This window comes from Roseomonas rosulenta, from assembly GCF_016106005.1.
GTDB lineage: Bacteria > Pseudomonadota > Alphaproteobacteria > Acetobacterales > Acetobacteraceae > Neoroseomonas > Neoroseomonas rosulenta.
Map to the genome: position 1 here is coordinate 1 of NZ_JACADR010000447.1, position 2,308 is coordinate 2,308.

At 73.4% G+C, this 2,308-nt stretch carries 3 protein-coding genes; 2 read left to right on the forward strand and 1 reads right to left on the reverse strand.

Annotated features, from left to right (window positions below; genetic code table 11):
* The first annotated feature begins 309 nt into the window (after positions 1-309).
* The gene (aqpZ, locus tag HW578_RS25625) at positions 310-1,017 is read left to right on the forward strand and encodes an aquaporin Z (RefSeq protein WP_198373539.1); all 708 of its coding nucleotides are present in this window, start codon (positions 310-312) and stop codon (positions 1,015-1,017) included.
* The gene (locus HW578_RS25630) at positions 1,014-1,763 is read left to right on the forward strand and encodes a maleate cis-trans isomerase family protein (protein ID WP_198373540.1); all 750 of its coding nucleotides are present in this window, start codon (positions 1,014-1,016) and stop codon (positions 1,761-1,763) included. Before aqpZ ends, HW578_RS25630 begins: the two co-directional genes overlap by 4 nt.
* A gap of 106 nt (positions 1,764-1,869) precedes the next feature.
* Here HW578_RS25630 and HW578_RS25635 read toward each other — a convergent pair whose 3' ends face one another.
* Positions 1,870-2,094 (reverse strand): hypothetical protein, encoded by a 225-nt coding sequence (locus tag HW578_RS25635; protein WP_198373541.1) that lies wholly within the window; start codon positions 2,092-2,094, stop codon positions 1,870-1,872.
* Between the last annotated feature and the right edge of the window lie 214 nt (positions 2,095-2,308).

The following is a 2,308-nucleotide window of genomic DNA, read 5'->3' on the forward strand; positions in this document are numbered from 1 at the left end:
GCTCGCGACCCTGGTTGCCGAGGATGGCCCGCTCGCGGCGGGCAGCGCGGAACTGCCCGAACCTGGCGTGGTCGCGGCCCGGCTGCGCGTGCGCCTGCCGCAGGGCACGCCGGCGGCGGCGCATCGCCTGGCGATCGCGCTGCCATGACGTGCAGCGGCCGGGGCAGGTCACGCGGGCGCGTGATCGGCCGGCCCGGGCCGCCACCCTGCGCAGCCGGTCCCGCCCTCCGGGCAGCGAGCACTTGCCGGGATGTCACGAAAGCGCGGTAGTCTCGGCGCGTCTGCCAAGAACCATAGGGAGTGAACCGAATGGCCCCGAAGCTCGCTGCCGAGTTCATCGGCACATTGTGGCTGACGCTCGGGGGGTGCGGCTCCGCCGTGCTCGCCGCGGCCTTCCCGGAGGTCGGCATCGGGCTGCTTGGGGTCTCCTTCGCCTTCGGCCTGACGGTGCTGACCATGGCCTATGCGATCGGCCATGTCTCGGGCTGCCACCTGAACCCGGCGGTCACGCTCGGCCTTGTGGCGGGCGGGCGGTTCCCGGGCAGCCAGGCCGCCCCCTACATCTTCGTGCAGGTGCTGGGTGCCATCGCGGGCGCGGGCATCCTGTATGCCATCGCCAGCGGCAAGCCGGGCTTCGAGGTGGGCGGCTTCGCGGCGAACGGCTTCGGGGACCATTCGCCGGGCAAGTACGGCATGAATGCCGCGCTGATCTGCGAGATGGTGATGACCTTCTTCTTCATCGTCATCATCATGGGTGCGACGCATGGCCGCGCGCCCGCGGGCTTCGCGCCGATCGCGATCGGCCTGGGGCTGACGCTGATCCACCTGATCAGCATTCCAGTGACGAACACGTCCGTGAACCCCGCGCGCAGCACGGGCCCGGCCATCTTCGTCGGCGGCTGGGCACTTGAGCAGCTCTGGCTGTTCTGGGTGGCGCCCATCATCGGCGCGGTGATCGCGGGCGTCGCCTCCCGCACGCTGTGGCCGAACGACACCACCCCGGTCGAGGGCAAGTGAGCGGGCGCAGCCCGCTCGCACAGCGTCTGCTGATGGGCGTGGTGGTGCCCGCCACCAACGTCACGACCGAGGCGGAGATGGACGACCTCCGCCCCCGCGGCGTGGTGAACGCCACCGCGCGCATCGCCAACCCCGATGCACGCGTGGCCGGCGATGCCGATGCCGCGGCGGTGCGCGCGGCCATGGTCGGCGGGCTGATTGGGGCGCTGGACACGCTCGCGCCCGCACGGCCGGATCATGTCGCGATCGGTGTGATGGTCGAGAATTTCGTCGGCGGCGGCGCTGCCGGCGACGCCCTGCTGGCGGAAGCGGAAGCGCGCATCGGCTGCCCCGTCACGGCGCCGACCCATGCGACGCTCGCGGCACTGGCGGCGCTCGGTGTCACGCGCATCGCGCTGCTCACGCCGTTCTTCCCGGCCGGCGACGCGGCCGCGAAGGCGTTCCTCGAGCAGGCCGGCATCGAGGTGCTGCGCGTGCTCGGCCTGCGCGCGCCCGGCCCGGCGGCGATCGCGCATGTGCCGCTGGACCGCCTGCGCGACGCGGTACGGGAGCTCGACGGGCCGGATGTCCGGGCGGTGGTGCAGCTCGGCACCAACCTGCCCTTCGCGGGCGTGGCGCGGGCGGCGGAGGCGGAACTGGGCAAGCCGGTGCTCGCGACCAACCCGGTCACCTATTGGCACGCGCTGCGGCGCGCGGGCATCGGCGAGAGGCTCGCCGACGCCGGGCTGCTTTTCGCCACGGCATAGGGTCGGCGGGCCACGTCAGCGCGATGCCGCGTCGCGATGCGCGGGGGTCGCGGTCATCCAGGGCCGGTCGCGGGCCGAACGCCGAAGGCAGGCGCCCGGTGCGACGTCAGCTACCCGCCTCGTCGTCGCCCTCGATCATCGCGGCCTGCAGCTGCTCGGTGCTGATCAGCAGGATGCGGCGCGCGTCCAGGATCTGCGGCGCCTGGTGCTGCAACGTCTCCCAGCGCGCCTCCACGGCATCCAGCGCGGCGTCGAGGTCGGGGAAGGTCTCGGTCTCGGGCGCGGCGGAACCCGCGCGCCAGCGGAGATGGACGGGGCCTTGCGTGGTCATGGTGTCATCGCTGGGTGAGAGTGTATGGGGCGGCGCCGGTCGGCCAGCCATGGATAAGCGGGAAGCGGGCCGTTTGGCAAAGGGTGGGGGCGGCGGTCGCGGGCGCCATGCGGACCCGGGCCGGCGTCCGCCGTGAAGCGCAGGCTCCGGCCCGGCGCGACGATGCCGGCCCCCGGCCGGGCAGGGGCTGCGGCGCGCCCGTCTCGTCAGCGCC

Coding starts and splice junctions, on each gene's coding strand:
- aqpZ (WP_198373539.1), top strand. CDS start 310: ATGGCCCCGAAGCTCGCTGCCGAGTTCATCGGCACATTGTGGCTGACG.
- HW578_RS25635 (WP_198373541.1), bottom strand. CDS start 2,094: ATGACCACGCAAGGCCCCGTCCATCTCCGCTGGCGCGCGGGTTCCGCC.